We start from the raw sequence: 23,947 nt of genomic DNA on the forward strand, positions 1-23,947 counted from the left end.
CGGCGGCAGCGTCAGATTTGTATACGAGACAGGGCCGCGACCGCCGGCGACGCCAGGAGCGGCAGCAGCGCGACGCACCCGGCGAGCAGAACGGCCGGGACCGTCCGCCTGCCACCGCTGGGGGCCGCCGAGAGCGGACGAGTCGCACCGGCGGGCCGTACGACGAGACTCCGGCAGGCGAGAAGACGCACAGTGACGGTCGATGGCGCGCGGACGGCAAGAAATGGCACAACCTCGCCATCCCGAGCCGATCCGCCCCCGCCCGAAACAGACACCATCGAGCCGGCCCAGTCAGACACAGGCCGCGCAGACACACGCCGCGTCGAAGCGGGAGGAACAAATCTGATCAACGACCGGAGGGACATGCCGCGATCCTGACCGGACGGACCGCTACCCGCCGCCCCACACCCGTCGCCTGTGGACAGCGGAGCCTCTTGTGGACAGGCCGCGCCGGAGAAGTTGATCTGCTATGGCCCGGCCTGCGGCGGGGCCCCGGGCGTCGACAGACGACCTAGGCTCGACCTGGTGACGCGTGATTGGTACGCCTGGCACGACCAGTACGCCGACCCGGCCTCACCGCTGTCCCGGCGGGTGGCGGAGGTGCGTACCCGCGTCGGCGCGGCGCTGGACGAGGCACGGCCCGGACGCCTTCGGGCTGTCAGTCTCTGCGCCGGTCAGGGACGCGACGTGATCCCGGTGCTGGCGGCGCACCCGCGCGGCGCCGACGTGACGGCACGGTTGGTGGAACTCGATCCGCGCAACGTCGAGGTGGCGCGGGCGGCGGTGGCGCGGGCCGGGCTCTCCGGGGTCGAGGTGGTGCGGGGTGACGCGGCACGCACCGACGCGTACGCGGGGATGGTCCCGGCCGACCTGGTGCTGGCCTGCGGCGTCTTCGGCAACATCACCGAGTCGGACGTCCGGTCCACGGTGGGCCACTGTGCGTCGCTCTGCGCCACCGGCGGCACGGTCTTCTGGACGCGGCACCGGCGAGCACCGGATCTGGTGCCGGCCATCTGCGACTGGTTCGCCGAGGAGGGCTTCGCCCCGGTGGCGGTCAGCTCGCCGGCGCACGGGGTGGGGGTGGGCACGCACCGGTTCCTCGGAACTCCCCGACCGCTGCCGAGCGGGGTGACGATGTTCGAGTTCACCGGGCGGCCGACCGGGGACGTCGACCGCTGACCGGACACGGTGGACGGATCGCGGCGGTGGGGGCCACCGGCGATGCCCGTCCGGGCGGCGACGGACGGATCAGCCGCCGAAGCCGGAGTCGGCGGGGAGGGAGATGTCCGGCTTCTCCAGCTCCTCGACGTTGACGTCCTTGAACGTCATGACGCGGACGTTCTTCACGAACCGGGCCGGACGATACATGTCCCACACCCACGCGTCGTGCATCTCGACCTCGAAGTAGACCTCGCCGTCGGAGTTACGCACGTGCAGGTCGACCTGGTTCGCCAGGTAGAACCGGCGCTCGGTCTCCACCACGTAGGAGAACTGACGGACGATGTCGCGGTACTCCCGGTAGAGCTGGAGCTCCATCTCGGTCTCGTACTTCTCGAGATCTTCCGCGCTCATCGCACTCCGCCTTCCATGACCACATCTTCCCCCACCGACGCCGGAGGCCGAGGCTGCTCGCCCAACGCCACGCCGACGGTACCCCCTACGGCGGCTGAGCGCTCCATCGGCTCGTCCGGGCTTGCACCCATCGGTCGCCGGGAGCGTGGCGGCCGACCGTCCCGCCCTGAGACGGCGGCCACGTTGACATACGAGAACCGGTGCTGGAGGCACGGCCCACGGTCGCGCAACGCCGCGCTGTGCTCCGCGGTGACGTACCCCTTGTGCTCGGCGAATCCGTAGCCGGGATGCACCGCGTCCAGCTCCACCATGATCCGGTCCCGGGTGACCTTGGCGAGCACGCTCGCCGCCGCCACGCAGGCGGCCACCCGGTCGCCCTTCCACACGGCCAGCCCGGGCACGCCCAGCCCGTCCACGCCGAACCCGTCGGTCAGCACGTACTCCGGGCGTACCGTCAGCGAGGCGAGCGCCCGACGCATGGCGGCCAGGTTGCACACGTGCAGCCCCCGGGCGTCGACCTCCTCGGCCGGGACGACCACCACCGCGTACGCCAGGGCACGCGCGACGACCTCGTCGTACACCCGCTCCCGACTGGCCGCGGTGAGCAGCTTGGAGTCGGCCAGTCCGTCGATCTCGCCGCGTCGCCCCTCGGGCAGGATCGCGGCGGCGGCCACCAGCGGCCCGGCGCAGGCTCCCCGACCGGCCTCGTCGGCACCGGCGACGTGCCGGAAGCCCCGTCGTTGCAGGGCACGTTCCAACGCGTAGAGACCGGCGTCGCGGCGCACCACGGTGCGGGGCGGGGTCAGCATGCCGCACCCGAGGTCCGGGGCGAGCCGGGGGCGAGCACCCGGGCCAGCAACTGCGGCAGGTCCTGCGGGTAGTACCGCTCGTCGGTGTCGGCCAGCTCCGCCGCCGACCACCACCGGTGGCCGTCCACGCTGCCCCGCTCGATCTCGTTGAAGCCCGCGGTGTCGACCTCGTGCGCCGCCACCCGCACGAGGAAGAACTGCTGCTCCTGCCGATACCACACCCCGTCGAAGGGGAACTCGATCAGATCGGCGTGCACCGGCTCGCCGATCTCGGCCACGGACAGCCGCAATCCGGTCTCCTCGGCCAGCTCACGGGCGGCACCCTCGGCGTACGTCTCCCCGGGGTCGAGCCCACCGCCGGCGGTGAACCACCAGCGTCCGTGCTCCGGTCGGGCCGGATCGACGCCACGGAAGAGCAGCAACCTGCCCTCCGCGTCGACCAGGAGCACGCGGGCAGCGCGCCTCGGGGTATAGACCGTCACGGCAATAGCCTGCCAGACCCCGCCGACAACTCCCACGCCACCCGTTGCCGGGCGCCCGGGGTCAGGGTTGCGGGATCGACTCGAACTGCTCGGGCACGGTCAGCAGGGTGGCCCGATCGACCGGCCAGAAGATCGTGAAGGCCCGACCCACCACGTCCTGCTCGGGGATGGTGGCCGTGTCGATGTTCTGCCCGGACTGCTGGTAGTGCTCCAGCGAGTCGCCGGAGGCGGACCGGTGGTCGCCCATCACCCAGAGCCGGCCCGGCGGCACCTGGACGTCGAACTCCTGGTCCGCCGGCTTGTCGCGCCGTCCGTCGAAGGAGAAGATGTACGGCTCGTCCAGCGGCGTGCCGTTGATCGTCAGCCGGTCCTGGTCGTCGCAGCAGACGATCCGGTCGCCGCCGACGCCGATCACGCGCTTGATGAAGTCCTCCCCCGCCGGGTTGCCACTCCACTCGACCGGCGCCTTGAAGACGATGACCTCGCCCCGGTGCGGTGACCGGAAGTTGTACACCAGCTTGTTGACCAGCACCCGATCGTCGATCTTGAGAGTGTTCTCCATCGACGGCGAGGGGATGAAGAAGGTCTGCAGTACGAAGGCACGCACCAGTACCGCGACCACGATCGCCACCCCCAGAAGGATGGGCAGTTCCTTCCAGAACGAATGGCGCGACTTGTCGGTCTGCTCGTCAATCACGGAAGGAGCCTACGTTGCCGGGTCGAGGACCACCGTCCGGAACGCGCGAGAACGGTCAGCGTGGCCGCGATGGGGAGGATCAGGACGACGTCTCCCACCGGTGCGGGTCGGACCGGCGGCGCGGCGCCGTCGGCACCGGCGGCCGGAGCGACACCGGCGAACGTCTCCGGGATCGGCAGCGAGTGCCAGCGGTTCGACGGCCAGACCACCGCGAACGCCCGCCCCACCACGTTGTCGATCGGCACCGGGCCCTGGCAGCGCGCGTCCTGCGAGACCAGGCGGTGGTCACCCAGCACGAATATCTGCCCCGGTGGTACGACGATCTCCTCGAACCGCCGGGAGCGGCACTCCTCAGGGTTCGGCGGCAGGTCCAGCGGCGAGTCCCGCAGCACGTACGCCGACTCGTCCAGCGGGGTGCCGTTGACGAGTACCCGACCCTGGTCGTCGCAGCAGCTCACCCGGTCGCCGGGTAGCCCGATGACGCGCTTGATGAAGTCCTTCTCGCCGGGTCGGCCGTCACCGACCAGGTCACCGATGGTGCGGCCGAGCTTGTCGGCGAAGCTGGTGGGCGGCTGCGGGTCGACCTGCGGCACCCACTGCTCGGTGCCACGGAAGACGACCACCTCGCCGCGTTCCGGGTCGCGCATGGTGTAGACGACCTTGTTGACCAGCACCCGGTCGTTGACCAGCAGCGTGTCCTCCATCGACCCGGAGGGGATGAAGAACGCCTGGAGCAGGAAGGTGCGGATCAGCACCGCGAGGCAGAACGCGACGACGAGCAGCAGCGGCAGCTCCTGCCAGAGTGGCATCTGCGGTTTGCTGCGCCGGGTGCGTCGTCGCCACGGATCGACCGCGCCGCTGTCGTCAAGCGCCTGTACCACGCCCACTCCCCGGTCCGCAGAAACGACTACCGCCCGGAAGTCTCATCGAGACCTCCCGGGCGGCAGTGGGGTTCATCCGCCTGTCCGGCGGATCACCGGCCCGCTGCGCCCGTACCGACCAGGGTAGTGCGGTCTGGCCGGTACGGCATACGCGCAGTTCGGGCGGCGTGGCGTAGCGCGATGTCAGCTGGGCTGCTTCTCGCGCAGCTCCTTGATCTTGGCCTTCTTGCCCCGCAGCTCGCGCAGGTAGTAGAGCTTGGCGCGGCGGACGTCACCACGGGTCACGACCTCGATCCGGTCGATCGCCGGGCTGTTGACCGGGTAGGTCCGCTCGACACCCACACCGAAGCTGAGCTTGCGGACGGTGAACGTCTCGCGCAGCCCGTCGCCCTGGCGGCGGATGACGACGCCCTGGAAGATCTGGACCCGGGACCGGTTGCCCTCGACGACTCGGGCGTGCACCTTGACGGTGTCACCGCCACGGAAGTCGGGCAGGTCGGTGCGCTTCGACTGGGCGTCAAGGGCGTCCAGGATGTTCATCGTGTAGTCCTCGTGAGGCTCACGGCGCACCGTCACTCGGCGCGCGGATGGGTGATACTGATCTCCGGTGGTGGCCGGCCGGAACCGACCCCGGTCGGGGATCCTCGCAGCCGTTCACGGCGTGGGCGACTGCGGCAACCCCCCTACTTTGCCACATCCGCCCCGGGCACCTGAAATCCGGCCCGGTCCAGCGCCGCGACGTCCCGCTTGTCGAGGCTGCTCGGGTCGACCGCGGCCAGCATGTCCGGACGACGCCGACCGGTCCGTGTCAGCGCCTCGTCCCGACGCCACCGGGCGATCCGGCCGTGGTCGCCGGAACGGAGGACCGCCGGCACCTCCAGATCACGCCAGGTCGCCGGCTTGGTGTACATCGGCGCCTCCAGCAACCCGTGCGCGTGCGACTCGTCGTCCAACGAGCCGGCGTTGCCGAGGACGCCGGGCAGCAGGCGGGTCACCGCCTCCAGGATCACCAGCACCGCGACCTCGCCGCCGAAGAGCACGTAGTCGCCGAGGCTGACCTCGGTCACCGGCATCCGGGTCGCGGCGTGGTCGAGCACCCGCTGGTCGATGCCCTCGTACCGGCCGCAGGCGAACAGCAGGCGCGGCTCGGCGGCCAACTCGTGCGCCAGCGCCTGGGTGAACGGCACACCGGCCGGGGAGGGCACCAGGAGGCGGGGCGGGGCTGCCTCCGGTGGGGCCAGTGCGTCCAGGGCCGCGCCCCACGGCTCGGGCCGCATCACCATGCCGGGACCGCCGCCGTACGGGGTGTCGTCGACGGTGCGGTGCACGTCGTGCGTCCAGGTCCGCAGGTCGTGTACGGCCAGCCGGAGCGTGCCGTGGGACCGGGCCCGGCCGACCAGGGACAGGTCCAGCGGGGCGAAGTACTCCGGGAAGATCGACACGATGTCGACGCGCATCAGGGGTACTCCCGGATCTACAGGTCGAGCAGGCCGCCGGGCGGGTCGACCACCACACGACCTCCGGCGAGATCGACCTCGGGGACGATCTCCTTGACGAACGGGATCAGCGCGGTGCCCCCCTCGGGGCGGCGCAGCACCAGCAGGTCGGAGGCGGGAGCGTGGTCGATCCGGGCCACCTCGCCGAGGCGCTCGCCGTCGGTGGTGACCACGGCCAGACCCACCAGTTGGTGGTCGAGGAACTCCTCCGGGTCCTCCGGCGGGGCGACGCCGGCGCTGTCCACCGCGATCAGGGTGCCGCGCAACACCTCCGCGACGTCGCGGTCCAGCACCCCTTCGAAGGCGACGAGCATCCGCCCCTGGTGCCAACGGGCCGACTCCACGGTCAGCTCGTCGGGCACCTCGAAGGGCACCCCGGGAGCGGCAGGCGCAGCGCCTCGCCCGTTCGCGGCCTTCGCCCCCGCCATGGTGGTCAACACCATGCCGGGGGCGAACCGCGTCTCGGGCTCGTCCGTCCGCACCTCCACGGTGACCTCACCGCGGATGCCGTGCGGCTTGCCGATCCTGCCGACGATGAGCAGCATCAGTACGAGTCGACGATGTCGACGCGCACGCCGCGCCCACCGATGGAGCCGATCACCTGGCGCAGCGCCTTGGCGGTCCGGCCGGACCGCCCGATCACGGTGCCCAGGTCCTCGGGGTGCACGCGGACTTCGAGCCGCTTGCCCCGACGGGAGTCGACCATCCGGACGCGCACGTCATCGGGGTGGTCGACGATGCCCTTGACCAGGTGCTCCAACGCCGGCCGCAGCGCCATGTCAGGCCTGCTCGCCGGACTCGGCGGCGGCGGGCTCCTCGGCCTTCGGCGCGTCGGCCTTCGGGGCCTCGGCCTCGGCGGCCTTGGCGGCCTTCTTCGCCGGCTTGGCCGGCGTCTCGGCCAGGCCGGCGGCGGCCTTCGCCTCGGCCTCGTACGCCGCCTTACGGTCGGCCCGCTCGGCGGCGACCTTCAGCGGCGGCGGGGCCGGCAGGCCCTTGTACTTCTGCCAGTCACCGGTCAGCTCCAGCAGCCGCTGCACCGCCTCGCTCGGCTGGGCGCCGACGGACAGCCAGTACTGGACCCGCTCCGACTTGACCTCGATCACCGAAGGGTCTTCCTTCGGCTGGTAGATCCCGACGAACTCGATCGCCCGGCCGTCGCGCTTGGTGCGCGAGTCGGCGACGACGATGCGGTACTGCGGGTTGCGGATCTTGCCCATCCGCAGGAGCCGGATCTTTACGGCCACGGTTGTTTCGCTCCTGTTGCGATATCACCGGCCCGGTATGGGCGGTGTGCATGGGTGAACGCCGACCGGCACAGTGGGGTTGGGCCGGAGACCGCTCGGGTGGACTGGCGACGCGCCCGGGTTAGAGGGCGCCGGACACGCGCCGGATACCAGCCAGCCATTCTGCCAGATCGGTCCAGGATCCCTCACACCGGACCTGCCTCCGTCACCGACCATCATCCGAACGTGACCGGGAACACATCCGGCCGGCGGGGTCAGCGGACCGGCGGACGGTCCCATCCGGGCGGCAACTCCGGCGGGACGGTCCACTCCCGCGGCGGGACGAAGTCGCACCAGACGCCGTCGAACGGGAACTCGCCCGCCTCGGCGGTCCGGATGGCCCGCTTGCCCTCGGCCCGGACCGCCGCCTCGTCCGACACCCAGTAGTGATCCGGGAAGGCGAGCCGCTCGGTGAACTCGTCCTCGTCCTTCCACTGCCAGCTCCGGTCGGGACGCACCACCACGTCGAGGTCCTGGTCCACGATGTCGACGCCGGCCAGGTCGCCGTCGTCCCAGCGGACCCCGGGCTCCTCCAGGTTGACGTACCAGTGGGCGAAGCACCCCTGCGCGTCCTGGAACCACCACACCGAGTGGGCGGCACCCGTCGGCAGGAACTTCAGCAGCGGCGGTCCCATCCACCGGCCGGTCGCCAGCCGGTACGTCGAGACGACCCACTCGGCGAACGGGACGCCCCGCATGCCCACGCCGGCCTCGGTCACCTCGCCGGCCACCGCCGTGTCCCGGGCCAGCCAGAGGAGCAGGCCCCGCTCATCGTCGCTGACAACGCGCATCGGGCGCACCCAACCGATCCGGCCTCGCCGGACGTTGCGGTGCACGATCAGGCGGCCCGGTGCGAACCTCACTGTGGTGTCCGGCGCCTCAGTACGCGCGGGCCAGGATGGCGAGCAGGTCGGGCTCGTCCTCGGTGTCCGGCACCGACCCGTCGGCACGGACCAGACAGCGGACCGTCACGCCCTGCCCGTTGGCCTTCGCCTCGCCCTCCACACCGACCGCCGACCACGGCACCCGGGCCCAACCGGTGCCCGCCGCCTCCAGCGCCTCGTCCAGCGTCGCCACGTCGACCGTGCGCGACTGGCGGAAGGCCAGCGCCTGGTCGTGCAGGGCCTGCTGGTCGGCATCCAGAGCGGCGAGTACGGCACCGACCACGTCGGCCACCGCCGTGGGTGCCTTCGACCCGTCGGTGCGCCGCACCACGACCGCGTTCCCGGCGGCCAGGTCGCGGGGACCGACCTCGACGCGTACCGGATAGCCACGCAGCTCGGCGTCGACGGCCCGGCGGCCGAACGGCGTGTCGGTCCGGTCGTCGAGCGTCACCCGGACACCGGCGTCACGCAGGGCGTCGCGGAGCTTGGCCGCCGCCGCACCCACGCCGTCGCCGTCCTTGACCACCATCACGTACGCCTGGACCGGCGCCAGCCTCGGCGGCACCCGCAGCCCGTTGTCGTCGCCGTGGCACATGATCAGACCGCCGAGCATCCGGGTGGAGGTGCCCCAGGAGGTGGTCCAGGCGTGTTCCCGGCCGCCCTCGGCGGAGGAGTAGCTGATGTCGAACGCCTTGGCGAAGTTCTGCCCGAGCTCGTGGCTGGTGCCGAGCTGGAGCGCCTTGCCGTCGCCCATCATGCCTTCGCAGGTGTACGTGGCGGTCGCCCCGGCGAATCGCTCACGGGCCGTCTTGAGCCCGACCACGACCGGGATGCCGAGCACGTTCACCATCAGGTCCTCGTACGCCTCGTGCAGGATCTTGCGGGCGTACGCGCGGGCGTCGGCGCGGGTGGCGTGCGCGGTGTGCCCCTCCTGCCAGAGGAACTCGCTGGTCCGCAGGAAGACCCGGGGCCGCAACTCCCACCGGACCACGTTGGCCCACTGGTTGAGCAGCAGCGGCAGGTCCCGGTACGAGTCGATCCACTTGGCCATGAACTCGCCGATGACCGTCTCGCTGGTGGGCCGGACCACGACCGGCTCGGCCAACTGCTTGCCACCACCGTGGGTGACCACCGCCAGCTCCGGCGAGAAGCCCTCGACGTGCTCGGCCTCACGCTTGAGGTAGCTCTCCGGGATGAACAGCGGGAAGTATGCGTTCTCCGCCCCGGCCGCCTTGATCCGGTCGTCCATCTCGGCCTGCATCCGCTCCCAGATGGCATAGCCGGCCGGTCGGATCACCATGGTCCCCCGCACCGGCCCGTTGTCGGCCAGCTTCGCCTTTGCGATGAGGTCCTGGTACCAGCGGGGAAAATCCTCCGCCCGGGGAGTCAGCACACGCGCCATGACCGCACATCCTATGCGCCCCTCCCGTCCCCTCCCCGGCTCCCACCCCACCACCCCGAGTTGATCAAGAAGTTCGGGTCGCCGTCGGGCGCGGAACCTGGCCCGAACTTCTTGATCAACCGCGACCCCCACCGGGTGGCCGGAGAGGTCAGCGGAGGACGGCGCCGCGGAGGACGAGGCGGGTGGGGGTGCGCAGGGCGTTCAGGTCTCGGCGGGGGTCCTCGGCATAGACGGAGAGGTCGGCGAGGCCGCCCTCGACGAGGCCGGGGAAGCCCAACCAGGCACGGGCACCCCAGGAGGCGGCGGCGAGCACGTCCGTGCGGGACATGCCGGCCTGCTCGTGCAGCAGCAGCATCTCCTCGACGGCGAGGCCGTGGTCGATGCCACCGCCCGCGTCGGTGCCCACGTAGATCGGCACCCCCGCCTCGTACGCGGCGCGCACCACCTGCGGAAAGCGGTCGCGCAGGGCGATCATGTGGTCGGCGTACCCGGGGAACTTGGGTCGGGCCTGGTCGGCGATGCCGCCGAAGGTGCGAATGTTGATCATGGTGGGGATCAGCGCGGTGCCCTGCCGGGCCATCAGGTCGATCAGGTCGAGGCTCAGCCCGGTGCCGTGCTCCACCGAGTCCACCCCGGCCCGCACCATGATCTCCACGGCCGACTCGCTGAAGGTGTGCACGGCGGCGCGTACCCCGGCGGCGTGCGCGGCGGTCACCGCGGCGGTCATCGTCTCCGCGTCCCAGGCCGGCGCCAGGTCGCCGACGCCCCGGTCGATCCAGTCGCCGACCAGCTTGACCCAGCCGTTCCCGGCGGCGGCCTGCGTCGCCACGGCGGCGGTCACCTCGGCCGCGTCGACCTCCATCCCGATGTCCCGCAGGTACCGCCTGGGCGGCGCGACGTGCCGGCCGGCGCGGGCCAGTCTCGGCAGGTCGGGCTCGTCCTCCAGCTCCGGGTACGGGAAGGGCGAACCGGCGTCCCGGATCGCGAGGACACCGGCGTCCCGGTCGGTACGGGCCAACGCGCGGGCGTGGTCGAGCGAGGCGATCGGCGTACCGCCCCGGGCGATGCCGATGTGGCAGTGCGCGTCGACCAGCCCCGGCAGCACGAAGCCGCCGTCGACCACCGTCTCGGCGCCGGGCACCGGGTCGAAGGTGACCCGGTCGCCGACCAGCCACAGGTCGCGCACCTCGTCGTCGGGCAGGAGCACACCACGCACGTGCAGAGCCATGTGACAGTCCTACCCGATCATCGGGTCCCCGCGGCCGTCAGGGCAGGTGGAGAGCCTGTGCGACGGTCCTGCCGCCCCGCCGGGGGACGACGGACATTGCCCGACGACCCGTGTACGGGACACATCGGATCACATTACGGGAAATTGTTTCTCCCGACCGGGGATCGGCACGGGCGAGGCTTTCTTGTGGTCACGTCGATAGGTAATCTTTGCCTCGCCGCATGACGGCCGTTCCTCGACCATAGGAGCCGCGAAAATGATCGAGGCCATCGTTTCCGCCGCACTACTCAAGATCGCCGAAGGGTCCGGAGGAGCGATCGTCGACGCCATTCGTCAGCGATTCCTCCGCCGGAACGAGCCGGAAGAGGTCGTCGGGGCCCTGGACCGGACGGCACACCGGGTTCCCTCCGACGAGGACACCGCGCGACTGGTCGAGGTGCTCTCGGCGTACGCGGCCGAGGATCCACGGCTGCTGGAGGCGCTCCGGCAGGTGTCGGTGTCGACCGGCGCGGTCAACTCGGTCACCTCCAGCACAGTGGGCAAGCTCGTCCAGGCGCAGAACGTCGGCGACGTCACCATGTGATCAGCGGGCCGAGCCGGAAGCCTCCCGATCGCCGCCAGGAATCCGTCTGCCGGAAAGGGCGAAGGTATGGTCCCCGCCGACGAGAACACGCCACGCAACGTCGCCAAGGAACTCACCGCCAACCAGGTGCTGCAGGTGGGTACGTCGGGGGCGATCTACGTCCAGCAAACACGGTCGACGATGTGGTCGGCGGAAATTCCACGCATGCTTCCCGGTGGAATCGGAAGAATCGTCGGCCGCCATCATCTCCTCCAGGCAATGGACGAGGCCATGAGCGAACCCGGATCACGGTCCTGCATGCTCTGGGGACTGGCCGGCTCGGGAAAGACCACCCTGGCCCTGGCCTGGGCGAGTTCGCGCATCGACAACTACCCCGACGGTCAGTTCTTCGTCGACATGCGGGCGTACTCCGGCACGCCACCGGTCGAGTCCCGGGACGCGGTGCGCACGTTCCTGGCCACGCTCGGGATCACCCGGGGCGACCTGCCGGACAACGAGGACGAGTGGGGCAACGTGTTCCGGTCCGCCACCGCCGGTCGGCGGTGCCTCGTCATCGTCGACAACGTGGGCTCCTACGACCAGGTGCGTGACCTCGTGCCCGGGTACGGGTCGGGGCTGGTGGTCACCAGCCGCCGCGCCGTGCCGGAGATGAGCGTCCGGCACGAGGCCAAGGTGCTCAAGCTCCCGCTGCTGACCACGGACGAGGGCGTCGAACTCCTCGCCGAACGGGTCGGGTTCGTCCGGGTCGAACGGGGCGACAGCAGCGCCCGACGCATCGTCGAACTCCTGGAGGGACACCCGTTGGCGCTCGCCATCGTCTCGGCCAAGCTCGCCATCCACAGCAGCTGGACGGTACGCGACGCAATGCTGGGCATCGAGTCGGACCGCAACCCGCTGCGCTTCCTCGACGGGGCCGGGCTGGGCATCGAGGTGGGAAAGGTGATCTCCTGGTCGGTCGAGGACCTGGACGCACCGGCCAAGCGCGTGCTCTACGTCGCGTCGATGCTGCCGAGCACCGACTGCTCGCTCTCGGTGCTCTCGCTGATCCTGGACCTGCCCCGGCGCGACTGCGACCGTCTGCTCCAGTCCCTCTGCCTGGCCTCCCTGGTCGACGAGATCGGGGTGGGGCGGTACCGCATGCACGACATCATCAAGGCGTACCTGACCGAGACGCGCGCCCGGGTGATGAGCGACGAGGAGCAGCAGGCGTACGCCCGCCGGATCCGCGTCGTCCACCTGGCGCTCAGCCACGCCGCCGACCGGGCCATCGACCCCAACCGGCATCCGTCGCCGCTGGACCGGGAGACGGCCGACCTCGCCGACGCCGCCCGCTTCGACGTGACCGAGGCCCTCGCCTGGTTCGAGGCGCTGACACCGTCGTTGACCTTCCTCGTCGAGGAGGCGACGGCCGAGGGGGACTTCGCGTTCGTCACCCGGTTCGCCCGGGCGGTGAACACGTTCCTGTACTGGCGGCAGGACGTGACCCGGACGCTCGCCCTCCAGGAGGCGGCGGTCGCCGCGTCGGTCGCCGGGGACCCGGCGATGGAGGCGTTGTCCCGCCGGGCGCTCGGCCGGGCCCTCGCCGACGTCGGGCGGTTGGAGGCCGCGAAGGCGGAGCTGCGCGCCTCGATGGCACTGGACGCCGCGCAGCGTGACGACAGCGGGGTGGCCTCCGCCCAGCACGCCATGGCCGAGCTCACGCTGCGCTCCGGCGAGTACGCCGAGGCGCTGCGGTGGGGCCTGCGGGCGGCCCGCGAGTCGCGCCGGACGGCCAAGCCGGTACGCGAGGCGCGTGGCCTGTACGACGCCGCCCGCGCCCTCACCGAGCTGGGTCACCACTCCTGGGCGCGCGACCTCGGGGTACGCAGCCTGTCGATCTGCGAGGACGCCCAGAACGCCTACGGTCGGGCCCTGGCCCTGCGCCTGCTCGGGGACGTGGGTCTGCGCACCGGTGACCTGGCACAGGCGTGCACCTGGCTGGAACGGGCGTGGCGGGTGGAGGACTCGCTCGGCAACGTCCGGTCGGTGCGGACGATCCTGGCGCAGTTGGAGAGCGCCTACGCCGACCTGGGTGACGAGAGCGCCGGCGACGAGGTCCGACGGGCCCTGGCACGCCTGGAACGCCATCCCGACCTGACCCGGTCGACGCTCACGGTCGGGACGGTCGCGCCGTGAACACCCGGCACGCGCCCCTCGTCTCCGTCGACGAGCTGGCGCGTCCGCAGGCGTACCGCCAACTGCGCCGACCGGAGGCCGCCGAGGACTTCCGGCGTGACGTCGAGGCGCTCGTCGGGCAGGCGTGTCGGGGCGAGGAGGACGGCGCACGCCTCGCCGCGGCGTTCGTCGCCCTCGGGCGCGACCTCGCCGGTGAGGGCGCGCTCAGCTTCGCCGGGCTGCTCTCCACGCCCCGCTTCGCGGCGGCCCGCACGGCGTACGACGCGGAGATGGGCACCAGGGGCAGCCGGGGCACCCTGCACAACTACCTGAACGCGAGCCACTCCCGCCGGCTGCTCGACGATCCGCACTTCCGGGAGACGTTCGCCCACCCGCTCCTGGTCGCGCTCGTCGCCCATGCCCTCGGTGGGCCGGTGAGGATCGTGGACCTGCGGGCCAAGGACACCCTGCCGCTCGACGTGGTCGCCCGGGATAACACCCTGCACATCGACAACAACCCGTTCATGGACGAGTTCAAGGTGATCGTGACCTGGACGCTGGGCACCGAGCGTGGCCCCGCCGGGCAGGGACTCACCTACCTGCCCCGGACGAACCGGCTGTTCCGGCAGTGCGCCGTCGACGCCGACGGCGACGTGTCGAGTGACGAGGACAGTTGCATCTTCCCGTCCCGGGCCCGGGTCGACGAGGCGCTGGCCGCCCAGGGCCGCTTCTTCGACGACCGGCAGCCACGCGTCGTGCACCTGGAGAACCTGGCCGCCCCCTGTCACACGATCTTCGCGGCGAGTCGGGTGGTCCATCACCGCTACCGGACCTCCACCGGTGCGCCGCGCAGCGCGATCATGGCGTCCTTCCACCGGGTCGACGACGGAACCGGCCGGCTCGGCGTACCGGATCTGGCCGGCTCGGACCTCGACCGGTTCCTGCTGGGGGGAGCCGCCGGGCCGAGCTTCCTGGACGCCCTCCGGGGCGAGGTCGCCCGCATCGTCGACGCGCTGCGGCTGTCGCTCGCCCGCCCCGACCTCGTGGTCGACACCGACCGCCGGCTCCTGACGGGTGCGGCACTGCGTACCTGGTACGACCGCCAGAGCGCGGGCGTCACGCTGAACCGGCTGCGCGAGGCCGACCTGGCCGGCGAGGACGACCGGCCCGCCGGCGAGCGCCTGGTCCGGCGGATGCGGTACGACCTCCAGGGCCCGCTCAACATGCCGTTGTACGCGGACATGCGCGAGGAGGTCCGCAAACGCGCCCGGATCGTCATCCGGGAGATGGCACCGGAGCAGATCCTCGACTGCCTGACGCGGTTGCGGACCGACTGGCTCCGGCAGGGCGCACCCGCACCCCTGCCGGGATCGACCGACGACACGGTGGCGGAGCTGTGCCGCTGTCTCGGCGTCATCGAAGCGGCCATGCCGCGTGCCGCGCGGTCCGGCCGGGTGCACCCGGCCTGGGGACCGACCGACGGGCGCCGGGTGGCCGACTCGCTGCACCGCTTCGTCCTGGACCTCGAACGCACCGCGCGTCGGGTCGACGACCCGGACTCGCTGGTCACCGCCGGTGCCTTCGGCGCGCTCGCCGCCGCACTCGCCGGTGACCTGCTCGTGCTCGACGACGACGCGCGTCAGGCCACGGCACGGCTGTTCACGCTGTACGCGGGTCTGGTGGCGCCGGAGTTCGCGGATTCCGCCGGACCGCCGGACCAACACGTCGACGCGGCCGGACCAGCGGATCGGGACGCCGACCCGGCCGGACGGGCGGATCGGCACGTCGATGCGGGCTGACCGGCGGCGGCTCGACGGCTACCTGCGGCACGTCAACGAGGAGATGCAGACCGCCAAACTGGCCTCCGAGGTGTGGCTGCGCAGCGCACCGGGTCACCTGGTCGCCGAGAACGACCGCTTCGTCCGGTCGCTCGTCCGCGGCGCACTGGCGCGAGGCGACCCGGGTCCGGATCCTCTCGATCCGTTCCTCGACGACCCGGCGGCGCTGCGGGAGCACTACTGGCAGCGGGTCACCCGGGCCAAGCCGACGGCGGTGCACTTCGGGGCGGCGGACCATGACGAGTTGGACGCCTACTTCACCGTGTCCGCCGAGCGCAGCACCTCGGCCGCGACAGCGCGGGCCCGCGACACGATCGCGGCCGACTCCCCCGCCGGCCACCTGTTCCGGAGCATCGACCGGCTGACCGGCTCGGGAACGTCGCCGGCCGAGTCGTGCCGGCAGGTGCTGGACCTGCTCTCGACACACTGGCGGGATCTCGTCGCGCAGTGCCCGGCCGGCCCCGGGGGCGTACGCCCCGAGGTCGGCACCGTCCTGGCGGCGTTCCACGAGGCCCTCGTCTCCGGCCGCCTCGGGCGCCGTCCGCCGCAGCCCGTACCCGACGCTCCGCCACCTGCCGAGTCGGCCGACGCCCGCCTCACCGACGCCGAGGCCCGGGAACTGGCGCGTCTCTACATGCTCGGGCGGCTCTGCTTCTCGGACGGGGAACTGCGCCTGGCACAGCGGCTGGCCCGCCTCCCCCGCCTCCAGTACGCGCTGCTCGCCACGCATCTGCGTCTCGTCGCCGAGTCGTCGGCGACGGCAGCCCGACTCGCCGCGGACTGGGGTACGACGCGTGTCCTGCTGCCCTTCACCGAGGCGTACGTCAACCGGACCGGCTACCGGTCGCCGGTGATCGACCTGTCGCCCAACCCGAAGCTCGTCACCGTGCTGTGCCACAACGTCCTGCCCGCCGTGGCGGGTGAGCTCGTCGGGCGGCAGGCGGACGAGCACGCGCTGGACTCCGGGGTGCTGGCCGCCGGGGTCGGGGCGGCGATCCGGCGCGGCGTCTTCAGCATCACCGTCGGCCTGTTCCACCGGGCCGACCCGCCGGACACGGTGCGGCTCTCCGGCTTCAGCCGGCGCGTCTGCCCCGCTGCCACGCCGTTCGCGCGGCACTGCCAGCGGTGGCTGCCGTTCTACTTCGACCGGTGGCCGGGTGCCTCGCCCCGGCCGGGCCAACCGCCGGACGCGGCTGGGTCCGGATCCGGGTCCGGCGTCCCCGGCCGGTCCACGACGGGCCGGGGATCCACCGAGGACCGTGCCGCAGAACCTACGGCTTGTCCCGCTTACCCAGCTTGTTGAAGTCGATCTTCGGCAGCTTGAAGCCCGGCGGCAGGCCCTGGCCGCCGGCCAGGTCGTCCGGGTTCATCCCCGGCGGGAGCTGCGGCATGCCGCCCGGGAAGCCACCCGGCATCCCGGCGCCGGTGCGCGGCCGGTTGCCGCCCTTGGTGCCCTTGCGCTTGTTCTTCGGGCTCTTGGTCGCCTTGCGTCGGCCGCCGCCGGGCAGGCCCATCATGCCGCCCATCTGCTTCATCATCTTCTGCGCGTCGGTGAAGCGGTTGAGCAGCTGGTTGACGTCCATCACGGTGACGCCGGAACCGTTGGCGATCCGGGCCCGCCGGGAGCCGTTGATGATCTTCGGGTTGGTGCGCTCGGCCGGGGTCATCGAGCGGATGATCGCGGTGATCCGGTCGAAGTGCTTGTCGTCCAGCTCGGCGAGCTGGTCCTTGACCTGCCCCATGCCCGGCATCATGGCCAGCACGTTGGCGATCGGCCCCATCCGGCGTACCGCGATGAGCTGGTCGAGGAAGTCCTCCAGGGTGAACTGCTCACCGCCCATCAGCTTGGCGGTCATCTTCTCCTTCTGATCGGTGTCGAAGGCCGCCTCGGCCTGCTCGATCAGAGTGAGGACGTCGCCCATGCCGAGGATCCGGCTGGCCATCCGGTCAGGGTGGAAGACGTCGAAGTCCTCCAGCTTCTCGCCGGTGGAGGCGAAGAGGATCGGCTGCCCGGTCACCTCGCGGACCGACAGCGCGGCACCGCCGCGCGCGTCGCCGTCGAGCTTGGACAGCACCACGCCGGTGATGCCGACGCCGTCGCGGAACGCCTCGGCGGTCCGCACCGCGTCCTGACCGACCATCGCGTCGATGACGAAGATGACCTCGTCCGGCTCGACCGCGTCCCGGATGTTCGCGGCCTGCTGCATCATCTCCGCGTCGATACCGAGCCGACCGGCGGTGTCGACGATGACCACGTCCCGCGCCGACCGCCGGGCGTGCTCGATGGAGGCCTTCGCCACCTGCACCGGGTCACCGACGCCGTTGCCGGGCTCCGGGGCGTACACCTCGACACCGGCCCGGCCACCGAGCACCTGGAGCTGCCCGACGGCGTTGGGGCGCTGGAGGTCGGCGGCGACCAGCAGCGGCTGGTGCCCCTGGGTCCGCAGCCAGCGGGCCAGCTTGCCGGCGAGGGTGGTCTTACCGGAGCCCTGGAGGCCGGCGAGCATGATCACCGTCGGCGGCTGCTTGGCGAACTGGAGCCGACGCCCCTCACCACCGAGGACCGCGACCAGTTCCTCGTTGACGATCTTGATGATCTGCTGCGCCGGGTTGAGCGCCTGGGAGACCTCCGCCCCCCGGGCCCGCTCCTTGATGTTCGCGATGAAGCCCTTGACCACCGGCAGGGCGACGTCGGCCTCCAGCATCGCGAGACGGATCTCGCGTGCCGTGGCGTCGATGTCGGCGTCGGTGAGGCGTCCCTTGCCCCGGAGCTTGGTGAAGATCCCGGAGAGGCGGTCACTCAAGGTGTCAAACACACGAACATCCCGTTTGTCAGTGTTCCGGCGAGCACGAGTGGGGCCGAACGAGCGCTCCGACCACCGTTAGCGTATCCGGCCACCGGAACCCCCGCTCCACGCCGCCTTGATGTAAGGAGGGGACCCCTCCTATACACGAGGCGTTAGTAGGGGGCCCTTCCTTACACCGCGGCGAGCACGGCGGCTTCGAGGCGGTCGCGCTCGGCGTCCGAGGGCCACGAGCCGACCAGATAGAACACGTCCACCACGTCCCCACCGAGGGTGGCGATCCGGGCGGCCCGCACCTGCGCGCCGGCCGCGTCCAACGCGGTGGTCACCCGATAGAGCAGGCCCGCCGCGTCGGCGGCGCGCAACTCCAGCAGCACCGCGTCGGTGGCCGCGTCGCGGTGCCAGACCACCCGGGGCTCGGCCCCGGTGCCCCGTCCGGCCCGGCCGCGCAGGCGCTGCGTCACCGACACGTCACCGCCGACCGCCCGGCGCAGGTCCGCGGTGAGCGCGACCGGATCCGGCGCCAACCCGTACCGTGGCTGCACCCGGCACTCCACCAGCGCCCTGCCGTCCACCGTCGACGCGTCGGCGGCGAGCACCTCCAGCCGGTGCAGCGCCAGGCACCCGGCCACCGTCGCGAGCAGTCCCCGCCGGTCCGCCGCGGCCACCGCCACCCTGTCCCCGGTCAGGTGTACGACCGGCAGCGGCCCCGCCACCAGCGCCGGATCGGGTGCCGGTGGCTGCGGCACGGTGCCGGTGTGGAGCGTCGTCCGGACCCGGGCCACCAACTCGGCGACCAGTCGCCCCTTCCAGTCCGACCACGCGCCCGGTCCGGTGGCGGCGGCGTCCGCGCGGACCAGCGCGTACAGCAGATCGAGGGTGGCCACGTCGCCGACCGCCTCGGCCACCCGGGAGATGGTGACCGGGTCGGCGAGGTCCCGCCGGGTGGCCACCTCGGGCAGCACCAGGTGCAACCGGACCAGCGTGGCGATCAGCGCCGCCTCGGCCTCGGGCAGTCCGATCCGGGTGGCCATCGCCTCGGCGATCGGCGCGCCCACGGTCGAATGATCTGCGAGGGTGCCGGCGGACTCGTGCCTGCCGGTCCGCCCGGCGGCACCTTCGCCCGGCAGGCCCTTGCCGATGTCGTGCAGGAACGCGCCGAGCAGCAGCAGGTCCGGTCGGTCCACGTCGCGGGTGTGCCGGCTGGCCTCGTGCGCGGTCTGCACCAGATGCCGATCCAGGGTGAACCGGTGCACCGGGTTGTGCTGGGGCAGGCTGCGCAGCCGGGTCCACTCCGGCAGCCAGCCGTCGATCAGCCCGTACCGGTCGCAGGTCTCCCAGGCCGGGAGCAGGCCCGCGCCCGCACCCAGCAGCGTGGTCAGCGCCGCCCGCGCCTCGGCCGGCCAGGGCGTCGGCAACGGCGGGCAGTACGCGGCCAGCCACTCGCAGGTGGCCCGCGCGATCGGCAGCCCGGTGACCGCTGCGGCGGCGGCCACCCGCAGTGAGAGGCTGGCGTCGGGGCGGGCGCCGATGGCGGTGCGGGCCAGCACCAGTTCCCCGTCGTGCTCGACCACATCCCGGGCGACCGGCCGGCGTGCCGGACGGCCGTCGGCACCCCGGCGGCGGCCGGAACGCAGCCGGTCGGCGGCGCGGAACGCGTCGTCGAGAGCGTGGCTGACGGTGCGCGCGTCGCCGGCCACCCGGCGCAGCAGGGCGTCACCGTCGCCCTCCTCGGCCTGCGCGCGTCGGTCCGAGACCGGAGCGGCGTCGGTGGCGTCGGCAGGAGTCGGGTGTGTCTCGCTCTCGACCGGGGCCTGCCGGAGCCCCAGCAGTGCGGCCACGCCGGCCCGTTCCTGGGCGAGCAGCCGGTCGACCCGCCGGCCGAGCTGCTGGTGCAGCGCGTCGCGGGTGTCCAGCAGGCGCAGGTGGGCGGCGTGTACGGCGGGCCGCAGGGCGTCGGTGATCCCGGCGAGCGCGATGGCCTTGAGGATGCCGACGTCACGCAGGCCGCCGGCCGCCTCCTTGAGGTCGCCTTCGAGCAGGAACGCCAGCTCGCCGTGGGCCTGCCAGCGGGTCGCCGCGCTCTCCCGCAACGGCGCCAGTTGGCGTACGGCGGTACGCCGCCAGTGGTCGACGGCGCTGCTGACCAGCGTGTCGGCGAGTTCCGGGTCACCGGCGACGAGGCGGGCGTCGAGCAGGCCGAGGGCCACCTTCACGTCGTCCTGGGCGACCGACAGCGCCTCGGCCACGGTGCGAACCGAGTGGTCCAGCCGCAGCCCGGCGTCCCAGATCGGGTACCAGAGCGAGGCGGCCAGTTCGTCGACGCCGGGCACCCCGGCGTGCACCAGCACCAGGTCGAGGTCGCCGTGCGGGGCGCACTGCCGCCGGCCCAGTCCCCCGACCGCGAGCAGCGCGACACCCGGTCGGTCCGGCAGCAGCCGGGACAGCCAGGCGTCGTACGCGTCGGCCCGGGCCCGGCGCGCGGCGGCGCCGATCCCGGCCGGTACGCCGACGACCTCGTCGACCGGGAGTGTCGTTCCGCCGTCGGTCTCCACGGCTGTCCTCCCGGTCGACGAGGTCATCAACGGTGTCCTACAGGGCGTCGAGGCCGCGCTCACCGGTGCGGACCCGGACGACCTCCTCGACTCCGGTCACCCAGACCTTGCCGTCACCGATCTTGCCCGTCCGGGCGGCACCGACCACCGCGTCGACGATCTTGTCGACGTCGATCTCGTCGGTGAGCACCTCGACCCGGATCTTGGGCAGGAACTCGACCGTGTACTCGGCACCCCGGTAGACCTCGGTGTGGCCCTTCTGCCGTCCGTAGCCCTGGACCTCGCTCACGGTCAGCCCGGCCACGCCCAGCGTGTGCAGGGCTTCCTTGACGGCGTCCAACTGGTGCGGCTTGATGACCGCGGTCACCAGCTTCATGTCCAACCCCTCCATTGCGAGAACGTTAGCCGGCGACCTTTTCGCTTACCGCTTCGGTGGGCTCACTCTTCGGCTTGGCCGACGGAGCGATACCCGCAGCGGCGAATGCCCCGCCGCCACCGCCACTGGTGGAGCTGAACTCGTACGCGCTCTCCGCGTGCTCGGCGTTGTCGATGCCCTCGACCTCGGCCTCCGCGCTGAGCCGGAAGCCGATGGTCTTCTCGATCGCGAAGCCGATGATGTACGCGACCACGAACGAGTACGCCAGCACCGCGACCACACCGATCGTCTGCAGGCCGAGCAGCTTGATGCCGCCGCCGTAGAGCAGACCGTCGTTGCCCTCGCCGGCCAGCACCTCGATGGCCAGGAAGCCGATGAGCAGCGAGCCGATGATGCCGCCGACCATGTGCACGGCCACCACGTCGAGCGAGTCGTCGTACTTGAGCTTGTACTTCAGACCCACGGCGAGCGCGCAGACCGCACCGGCGATGAGGCCGAGGGCGATCGCGCCCAGCGGCTCCAGGAACGCGCAGGCGGGGGTGATGCCGACCAGGCCGGCGATCGCACCGGAAGCCGCGCCGAGCGTGGTCGGCTTGCCGTCGCGGAGCCACTCCACCACGATCCAGCCGAGCACCGCGGCAGCGGTGGCGACCTGCGTGTTGATCAGCGAGACGGCGGCGGCGCCGTCGGCCGCACCCGCCGAGCCGGCGTTGAAGCCGAACCAGCCGAACCAGAGCAGCGCCGCACCGAGCAGCACCATCGGCAGGTTGTGCGGCTTGAACTTGTCCTTGGGCCAGCCGACCCGCCTGCCGAGCACGAGTGCCAGGGCCAGGGCCGCCGCACCGGCGTTGATGTGCACCGCGGTGCCACCGGCGAAGTCGAGTACGCCCAGCTCGCCGATCCAGCCGCCGCCCCACACCCAGTGCGCGACCGGGAAGTAGACCAGGGTCGCCCAGAGGCCGGCGAAGAGCAGCCACGGGCCGAACTTGGCCCGGTCGGCGATCGCGCCGCTGATCAGCGCGACGGTGATCACCGCGAACATCAACTGGAAACCGGCGAACAGGAGGTCGGGAATGCCGCCCTCGGTGCCGCTCTCCAGCATTCCGCGAAGGCCGACGTAGGAGAGATCTCCGGTGATCCCGCCAATGTCATCGCCGAATGCGATGCTGTATCCGTAGAACACCCACAACAGGCTGACCAGGCCGATCGCTCCGAAGCTCATCATCATCATGTTGAGCACGGACTTGGATCGCGTCATGCCGCCGTAGAACAGCGCCAAGCCGGGCGTCATGAGCAACACCAGCGCGGCAGAAGTCAAAATCCAGGCGGTGGCACCAGAATCTAGCTCCGGCACGCTGCCTCCTCTCGGGTTGTATTCCCTCCCTCCCGGCATCGCGCAGCATCGCCCGTACGCCGGTTGCGCGGAAGCCTGATTGTCGGCTGTTTCGCCCAGGGTCCCCGAGTGGTTTCCGAACCGTGACGGCTTGTTTCGTACGTGTGAAGAACGCCGGACGCCTCGGTGACACGGCGGGGGGTGGATCGGCCGTCCGGCGTACCCCGATCCTCCGATGGATCAGCGCAGGGCGTACTCGAGGGCGTGCCGTTCGTAGTCGAGCAGGCGCAGGTCCCGCATCGGCCGGCGCAGGTGCCCCTTGTGCACGATCCGCACGAAGGCCGGTTCCCCGGCGGCGGCCATCCGGCGGATGCCCTCCACGTGGTCCACGATCCGCTTGCGGATGGTCCGGATCAGCCGGTGCCGGTCACGCGGGATCAACCCGTACGCGTCGGCGAACAACCGCAGCCGGCGCGGGCGGTCCGGGTGCTTCCAGCCGAGCGTGATCGAGTCCCGGTCGGAGAAGATCGGCACCCAGGTCCAGGCCGCGTACGCCACGTCGTAGATCCGCGCGCCGGGCGAGGCGAGGTCGAAGTCGATCAGCCCGAGGGTGCCGTCCGGCCGCCAGATCACGTTGTGCGGCGCGGCGTCGTGGTGGCAGATGACCTCGGTGTCCGGCGGGGGCGGGCCGAACGAGCGCCACACCGCCTGCGGAGGCGGGGCGAAACCGTACTGCGCGTCGTGGAACATCCGCAGCATGGTGGCGACGGTGACCAGTGCCTCGTCGGTGACCCAGTGCGGGGCCAACGGATACTCCCCGCACTCCCCCTCCAGGTACGACAGCACCTCACGGTTGCGCTCGTCCATGCCGAGGGCGCGGGGCGCGCCGGTGAACCCGACGTACTCCAGGTGACGCAGCAGGGCGTGCACAGCCGGTGTCCACGGTCCGGCGTTGCGCCGGACCGTGTCGCCCACCCGTACCACGGTGCTCACGTTCCCGCCGTGCAGCGGGATCTCCTGCGAAGTCACGTACGGTCTCCCGAGGCGCTGCGACGGGTGGCTCGGGTCGCGCCAGCCCGCGTACGCGCGATCGTCTCTGGTCACCCGAGGTTACGCGGTCGGACCGGAGGAATCGGCACCCAGCAACGCGTCGACGAACTGCGCGGGGTCGAACGGCGCCAGGTCGTCCGGTCCCTCGCCGAGCCCGACCAGCTTGACCGGGATGCCGAGCTTGCGCTGTACCGCGATCACGATGCCGCCCTTGGCCGTGCCGTCGAGCTTGGTCAGCACGACGCCGGTGACGTTGACCACCTCGGTGAAGACGCGGGCCTGCTCCAGGCCGTTCTGGCCGGTGGTGGCGTCGAGCACCAGCAGTGTCTCGTCGATCGGGCCGTGCTTCTCCACCACCCGCTTGACCTTGCCCAGCTCGTCCATCAGGCCGATCTTGTTCTGGAGGCGGCCGGCGGTGTCCACGAGCACGGTGTCCACGCCGGTGTCGATGCCGCGCCGGACGGCGTCGAAGGCGACGCTGGCCGGGTCGGCCCCCTCCGGGCCGCGGACGGTCTCCGCG

Annotated in this window: 22 protein-coding genes and 2 pseudogenes; 5 read left to right on the plus strand and 19 right to left on the minus strand. The window is 71.7% G+C overall.

All coding sequences use genetic code 11. From position 1 onward, the window contains the following. The first annotated feature begins 525 nt into the window (after positions 1-525). Positions 526-1,179 carry a class I SAM-dependent methyltransferase gene (locus tag EYA84_RS07065; protein WP_131052212.1) on the plus strand — a complete coding sequence of 218 codons (654 nt, stop codon included), beginning with the start codon at positions 526-528 and terminating at the stop codon, positions 1,177-1,179. Positions 1,180-1,248: 69 nt separating this feature from the next. On the opposite strand, the gene EYA84_RS07070 is transcribed toward EYA84_RS07065, so the two are convergent. The 13 genes and pseudogenes from EYA84_RS07070 to EYA84_RS07130 form a co-directional block, all read right to left on the minus strand. Next, positions 1,249-1,572, minus strand: a complete 324-nt coding sequence (locus tag EYA84_RS07070) for a DUF2469 domain-containing protein (RefSeq protein WP_007075222.1) — start codon at positions 1,570-1,572, stop codon at positions 1,249-1,251. Continuing rightward, on the minus strand, positions 1,569-2,381 hold the full coding sequence (locus tag EYA84_RS07075) for a ribonuclease HII (protein ID WP_131052213.1): 813 nt from the start codon (positions 2,379-2,381) through the stop codon (positions 1,569-1,571). Before EYA84_RS07075 ends, EYA84_RS07070 begins: the two co-directional genes overlap by 4 nt. Further along, positions 2,375-2,863, minus strand: a complete 489-nt coding sequence (locus tag EYA84_RS07080) for an NUDIX hydrolase (protein ID WP_131052214.1) — start codon at positions 2,861-2,863, stop codon at positions 2,375-2,377. Before EYA84_RS07080 ends, EYA84_RS07075 begins: the two co-directional genes overlap by 7 nt. A gap of 61 nt (positions 2,864-2,924) precedes the next feature. Further along, positions 2,925-3,560: a signal peptidase I gene (lepB, locus tag EYA84_RS07085; protein WP_131052215.1), complete on the minus strand. Its 636-nt coding sequence runs from the start codon at positions 3,558-3,560 to the stop codon at positions 2,925-2,927. Positions 3,561-3,569: 9 nt separating this feature from the next. After that, positions 3,570-4,441: pseudogene (gene lepB, locus EYA84_RS07090) on the minus strand (signal peptidase I). Between the two features lie 183 nt (positions 4,442-4,624). Then, complete coding sequence (gene rplS / locus EYA84_RS07095; protein ID WP_131052231.1) at positions 4,625-4,981, minus strand: 50S ribosomal protein L19; 357 nt, start codon at positions 4,979-4,981, stop codon at positions 4,625-4,627. A 143-nt stretch (positions 4,982-5,124) separates the two neighbouring features. After that, positions 5,125-5,898 carry a tRNA (guanosine(37)-N1)-methyltransferase TrmD gene (gene trmD / locus EYA84_RS07100; protein WP_131052217.1) on the minus strand — a complete coding sequence of 258 codons (774 nt, stop codon included), beginning with the start codon at positions 5,896-5,898 and terminating at the stop codon, positions 5,125-5,127. 17 nt (positions 5,899-5,915) lie between these two features. Then, positions 5,916-6,479: a ribosome maturation factor RimM gene (gene rimM / locus EYA84_RS07105; protein WP_201272322.1), complete on the minus strand. Its 564-nt coding sequence runs from the start codon at positions 6,477-6,479 to the stop codon at positions 5,916-5,918. A gap of 2 nt (positions 6,480-6,481) precedes the next feature. After that, complete coding sequence (locus EYA84_RS07110) at positions 6,482-6,715, minus strand: RNA-binding protein (protein WP_013732101.1); 234 nt, start codon at positions 6,713-6,715, stop codon at positions 6,482-6,484. Between the two features lies 1 nt (position 6,716). Next, positions 6,717-7,181 carry a 30S ribosomal protein S16 gene (gene rpsP / locus EYA84_RS07115; protein WP_131052219.1) on the minus strand — a complete coding sequence of 155 codons (465 nt, stop codon included), beginning with the start codon at positions 7,179-7,181 and terminating at the stop codon, positions 6,717-6,719. Positions 7,182-7,435: 254 nt separating this feature from the next. Next, positions 7,436-8,083 carry a DUF402 domain-containing protein gene (locus tag EYA84_RS07120; RefSeq protein ID WP_131052220.1) on the minus strand — a complete coding sequence of 216 codons (648 nt, stop codon included), beginning with the start codon at positions 8,081-8,083 and terminating at the stop codon, positions 7,436-7,438. Between the two features lie 16 nt (positions 8,084-8,099). Beyond that, positions 8,100-9,506, minus strand: coding sequence for a proline--tRNA ligase (gene proS, locus EYA84_RS07125; protein ID WP_131052221.1), 1,407 nt, complete (start codon positions 9,504-9,506; stop codon positions 8,100-8,102). 148 nt (positions 9,507-9,654) lie between these two features. Further along, positions 9,655-10,734, minus strand: coding sequence for an amidohydrolase family protein (locus EYA84_RS07130; protein WP_131052222.1), 1,080 nt, complete (start codon positions 10,732-10,734; stop codon positions 9,655-9,657). Positions 10,735-10,990: 256 nt separating this feature from the next. Here EYA84_RS07130 and EYA84_RS07135 point away from each other — a divergent pair, with 256 nt between their 5' ends. The 4 genes from EYA84_RS07135 to EYA84_RS07150 all read left to right on the plus strand — a co-directional run bounded on the left by EYA84_RS07135 (position 10,991) and on the right by EYA84_RS07150 (position 16,612). Beyond that, positions 10,991-11,317, plus strand: a complete 327-nt coding sequence (locus tag EYA84_RS07135; RefSeq protein ID WP_131052223.1) for a hypothetical protein — start codon at positions 10,991-10,993, stop codon at positions 11,315-11,317. Positions 11,318-11,587: 270 nt separating this feature from the next. Further along, positions 11,588-13,492, plus strand: coding sequence for an NB-ARC domain-containing protein (locus EYA84_RS07140; protein ID WP_161594920.1), 1,905 nt, complete (start codon positions 11,588-11,590; stop codon positions 13,490-13,492). Beyond that, positions 13,489-15,270 carry a hypothetical protein gene (locus EYA84_RS07145; RefSeq protein ID WP_131052225.1) on the plus strand — a complete coding sequence of 594 codons (1,782 nt, stop codon included), beginning with the start codon at positions 13,489-13,491 and terminating at the stop codon, positions 15,268-15,270. Before EYA84_RS07140 ends, EYA84_RS07145 begins: the two co-directional genes overlap by 4 nt. Continuing rightward, positions 15,260-16,612, plus strand: a complete 1,353-nt coding sequence (locus EYA84_RS07150; RefSeq protein WP_131052226.1) for a hypothetical protein — start codon at positions 15,260-15,262, stop codon at positions 16,610-16,612. Before EYA84_RS07145 ends, EYA84_RS07150 begins: the two co-directional genes overlap by 11 nt. Here EYA84_RS07150 and ffh read toward each other — a convergent pair. The 6 genes and pseudogenes from ffh to EYA84_RS07180 all read right to left on the minus strand — a co-directional run. Next, positions 16,581-18,125 carry a signal recognition particle protein gene (ffh, locus tag EYA84_RS07155; RefSeq protein ID WP_131052227.1) on the minus strand — a complete coding sequence of 515 codons (1,545 nt, stop codon included), beginning with the start codon at positions 18,123-18,125 and terminating at the stop codon, positions 16,581-16,583. The two genes, EYA84_RS07150 and ffh, sit on opposite strands and share 32 nt — an antisense overlap. 161 nt (positions 18,126-18,286) lie before the next feature. Continuing rightward, positions 18,287-20,695 (minus strand): [protein-PII] uridylyltransferase, encoded by a 2,409-nt coding sequence (locus EYA84_RS07160; RefSeq protein ID WP_131052228.1) that lies wholly within the window; start codon positions 20,693-20,695, stop codon positions 18,287-18,289. Between the two features lie 10 nt (positions 20,696-20,705). After that, positions 20,706-21,044, minus strand: coding sequence for a P-II family nitrogen regulator (locus EYA84_RS07165; RefSeq protein WP_176092961.1), 339 nt, complete (start codon positions 21,042-21,044; stop codon positions 20,706-20,708). A gap of 25 nt (positions 21,045-21,069) precedes the next feature. Next, a complete protein-coding gene (locus EYA84_RS07170; RefSeq protein WP_131052229.1) occupies positions 21,070-22,437 on the minus strand; it encodes an ammonium transporter in 1,368 nt (455 codons plus the stop codon). Positions 22,438-22,617: 180 nt separating this feature from the next. Then, positions 22,618-23,481, minus strand: a complete 864-nt coding sequence (locus EYA84_RS07175) for an aminoglycoside phosphotransferase family protein (protein WP_176092960.1) — start codon at positions 23,479-23,481, stop codon at positions 22,618-22,620. A 6-nt stretch (positions 23,482-23,487) separates the two neighbouring features. Then, positions 23,488-23,947: pseudogene (locus EYA84_RS07180) on the minus strand (signal recognition particle-docking protein FtsY); the annotation flags it as partial.

The sequence above is a fragment of the Verrucosispora sp. SN26_14.1 genome (assembly GCF_004307965.1).
Taxonomy (GTDB): Bacteria; Actinomycetota; Actinomycetes; order Mycobacteriales; family Micromonosporaceae; genus Micromonospora.

Bases quoted from the DNA above. Each gene is read 5' to 3' on its own strand.
- EYA84_RS07070 (WP_007075222.1), bottom strand. From the start codon at position 1,572: ATGAGCGCGGAAGATCTCGAGAAGTACGAGACCGAGATGGAGCTCCAG.
- EYA84_RS07075 (WP_131052213.1), bottom strand. From the start codon at position 2,381: ATGCTGACCCCGCCCCGCACCGTGGTGCGCCGCGACGCCGGTCTCTAC.
- rplS (WP_131052231.1), bottom strand. From the start codon at position 4,981: ATGAACATCCTGGACGCCCTTGACGCCCAGTCGAAGCGCACCGACCTG.
- trmD (WP_131052217.1), bottom strand. From the start codon at position 5,898: ATGCGCGTCGACATCGTGTCGATCTTCCCGGAGTACTTCGCCCCGCTG.
- EYA84_RS07110 (WP_013732101.1), bottom strand. From the start codon at position 6,715: ATGGCGCTGCGGCCGGCGTTGGAGCACCTGGTCAAGGGCATCGTCGAC.
- proS (WP_131052221.1), bottom strand. From the start codon at position 9,506: ATGGCGCGTGTGCTGACTCCCCGGGCGGAGGATTTTCCCCGCTGGTAC.
- EYA84_RS07130 (WP_131052222.1), bottom strand. From the start codon at position 10,734: ATGGCTCTGCACGTGCGTGGTGTGCTCCTGCCCGACGACGAGGTGCGC.
- EYA84_RS07135 (WP_131052223.1), top strand. From the start codon at position 10,991: ATGATCGAGGCCATCGTTTCCGCCGCACTACTCAAGATCGCCGAAGGG.
- EYA84_RS07140 (WP_161594920.1), top strand. From the start codon at position 11,588: ATGAGCGAACCCGGATCACGGTCCTGCATGCTCTGGGGACTGGCCGGC.
- EYA84_RS07150 (WP_131052226.1), top strand. From the start codon at position 15,260: ATGCGGGCTGACCGGCGGCGGCTCGACGGCTACCTGCGGCACGTCAAC.
- EYA84_RS07160 (WP_131052228.1), bottom strand. From the start codon at position 20,695: ATGACCTCGTCGACCGGGAGGACAGCCGTGGAGACCGACGGCGGAACG.
- EYA84_RS07165 (WP_176092961.1), bottom strand. From the start codon at position 21,044: ATGAAGCTGGTGACCGCGGTCATCAAGCCGCACCAGTTGGACGCCGTC.
- EYA84_RS07170 (WP_131052229.1), bottom strand. From the start codon at position 22,437: ATGCCGGGAGGGAGGGAATACAACCCGAGAGGAGGCAGCGTGCCGGAG.